Origin of the sequence: Xanthomonas sp. MUS 060 (genome assembly GCF_000963215.1) — a bacterium.
Taxonomy (GTDB): domain Bacteria; phylum Pseudomonadota; class Gammaproteobacteria; order Xanthomonadales; family Xanthomonadaceae; genus Xanthomonas_A.
Genome location: NZ_JZIM01000070.1, coordinates 1 through 2,744 on the forward strand (window position 1 = coordinate 1; position 2,744 = coordinate 2,744).

The window sequence follows — 2,744 nt, forward strand, 5'->3', positions numbered from 1 at the left end:
TATCTGAATCGCGGTGATTTGACTGCCGAACGCTTCCTCATGGATCCATTCAGTGCCGATCCGACGGCGCGGATGTATCGCACTGGCGATCTGGGGTGTTGGCGTGCCGATGGCACGCTGGAGTTTGTGGGACGCAACGACCATCAGGTCAAGATTCGTGGTTTCCGCATCGAGTTGGGAGAGATCGAGGCGCGGTTGAGCGCGCATGTGGATGTGCGCGAGAGTGTGGTGGTGGCGCTGGAAGATGCCACGGGCAGCGACAAACGATTGGTGGCGTATTGGGTTGCGACGCAGGATGCGACGCACGAGTCCCTTGGCGTGGAAAGCTTGCGTAGTTGGCTGTCGGACACGTTGCCGGATTACATGGTGCCGGCGGCTTATGTGCAGTTGGATCGCCTGCCACTGACCCCGAATGGCAAGCTGGATCGCAAGGCATTACCCGCGCCGGATGCTACAGCCTATGCCGGATCGCCTGCCACTGACCCCGAATGGCAAGCTGGATCGCAAGGCATTACCCGCGCCGGATGCTACAGCCTATGCCGCGCCCGCCTGCGTATGAAGCACCGCAGGGTGAGGTCGAACACACAACACACCATTGCGGCAGGCAATCTGGCGTGACCTGCTGGGTCTGGAGAGCATCGGGCGGCACGACAACTTCTTTGCGCTCGGTGGGCATTCGTTGTTGGCGGTGCGGGTCGCCTCTCGCCTGCGTCAGGAATTGGGTGTCGAGATCGGCGTGGCGGAGCTGTTTGCCAATGCAACGCTGAAGGACCTTGCCGCGTGCGTGGCCTCTTCATCTGGCGTGACCTGCTGGGTCTGGAGAGCATCGGGCGGCACGACAACTTCTTTGCGCTCGGTGGGCATTCGTTGTTGGCGGTGCGGGTCGCCTCTCGCCTGCGTCAGGAATTGGGTGTCGAGATCGGCGTGGCGGAGCTGTTTGCCAATGCAACGCTGAAGGACCTTGCCGCGTGCGTGGCCTCTTCGTCCGGTGCGATCTTGCCGCCGATCCTGCCATTGCAGCCGGATGCGCCGCGCGTGCTGTCCTTTGCACAACAGCGCCTCTGGTTCCTATCGCAGTTCGAGGGTGTCAGTGAGGCGTATCACATCAGCGGTGGCCTGCGTTTACGCGGGACGCTGGATGCGCATGCACTGCAACGTGCGTTGGATCGCATCGTGGCTCGACATGCGTCGCTGCGCACGACCTTTGCCCTTGTCGATGGGCAGGCGTTGCAGCAAATCGCTGACGAGGACAGCGGTTTCCATCTGATCGATCACGATCTGCGTGAGGTGCCCGATCGCGAGGCTGTGCTGGAGCAGCTATTGGCGGATGAGGTGCAGACACCGTTCGCGCTGGAACAAGACCCGTTGATCCGTGGTCGACTGGTTCGGCTTGTCGATGACGAGTCCATTCTCTTCGTCACGATGCACCACATCGTGTCGGACGGGTGGTCGATGGGGGTTTTGATCAACGAGTTGAGTGCGCTGTATAGGGCGTTCGCACGTGGCGAAGCCGATCCGCTGGCACCGTTGCCGATCCANAGTGGTTGACGGGAGATGTGTTGGAGCAGCAAGCGAGCTACTGGCGCAAGACGCTAGTCGATCCAGTACGCCGACTATGCAAGCTGGCAGCGGCAGTGGTTGACGGGAGATGTGTTGGAGCAGCAAGCGAGCTACTGGCGCAAGACGCTATCGGATGGATGCGCCGGTGTTGCTGGAGCTGCCAACGGATCGTCCGCGTCCAGCGCGTCAAGACCATGCCGGTGCGATGTTGGAGGTGGTCGTGGAGCGGCAGCAGGCACAGGCGTTGAAGGCGCTGAGCCAGCGCCATGGCCTGACGCTATATATGACCCTCCTGGCGAGCTGGTCATTGCTGCTATCGCGTCTGTCCGGGCAGGACGATGTAGTGATCGGCAGTCCGGTGGCCAATCGTGGTCGCTCCGAAACCGAAGGGCTGATCGGCGTCAAGACCATGCCGGTGCGATGTTGGAGGTGGTCGTGGAGCGGCAGCAGGCACAGGCGTTGAAGGCGCTGAGCCAGCGCCATGGCCTGACGCTATATATGACCCTCCTGGCGAGCTGGTCATTGCTGCTATCGCGTCTGTCCGGGCAGGACGATGTAGTGATCGGCAGTCCGGTGGCCAATCGTGGTCGCTCCGAAACCGAAGGGCTGATCGGGTTCGTTCTTCGTCAACACGCTGGCGTTGCGGTTGGAATTGTCTGGCTCGCCGACGCTGGCGCAACTGCTGGCGTCAGTGAAGGAGCGCGCACTGCAAGCGCAGGCGCATCAGGACATCCCGTTCGAGCAAGTGGTGGAGTTAGTACAACCGCCACGCAGCTTGGCGCATGCGCCACTGTTCCAGGTGATGTTCGCTTGGCAGAACGCGCCGCAGGGTGAGCTGGATCTTGGTGCAATCGAGGCCAGTGGTCTGAGCGCAATACAGACGAGCGCGCAGTTCGACCTGTCGTTGTCGTTGGTTGAGAGCAATGAGGGTCTGAGCGCAATACAGACGAGCGCGCAGTTCGACCTGTCGTTGTCGTTGGTTGAGAGCAATGAGAGGAAGGATCGTCGGTAGTCTGGCTTATGCCACGGCATTGTTCGAGCGTTCGACGCTGGAGCGGTGGATGGGCCATTGGCGGCATCTGTTGGATGCGTCGTCGGTAGTCTGGCTTATGCCACGGCATTGTTCGAGCGTTCGACGCTGGAGCGGTGGATGGGCCATTGGCGGCATCTGTTGGATGCGATGG

At 61.2% G+C, this 2,744-nt stretch carries 2 protein-coding genes and 2 pseudogenes; all 4 read left to right on the top strand.

Features of this window, described 5'->3' with window-relative positions:
- A pseudogene (locus tag XANALMUS060_RS17975) lies at positions 1-618 on the top strand (AMP-binding protein); the annotation flags it as partial.
- 162 nt (positions 619-780) lie between these two features.
- The gene (locus XANALMUS060_RS17980) at positions 781-1,548 is read left to right on the top strand and encodes a condensation domain-containing protein (RefSeq protein ID WP_052688273.1); all 768 of its coding nucleotides are present in this window, start codon (positions 781-783) and stop codon (positions 1,546-1,548) included.
- 157 nt (positions 1,549-1,705) lie between these two features.
- Entirely contained in the window at positions 1,706-2,023 is a 318-nt protein-coding gene (locus tag XANALMUS060_RS17985; protein WP_161795492.1) for a condensation domain-containing protein, read from the top strand.
- A gap of 168 nt (positions 2,024-2,191) precedes the next feature.
- Positions 2,192-2,572: pseudogene (locus XANALMUS060_RS22805) on the top strand (condensation domain-containing protein); the annotation flags it as partial.
- Positions 2,573-2,744 lie beyond the last annotated feature (172 nt).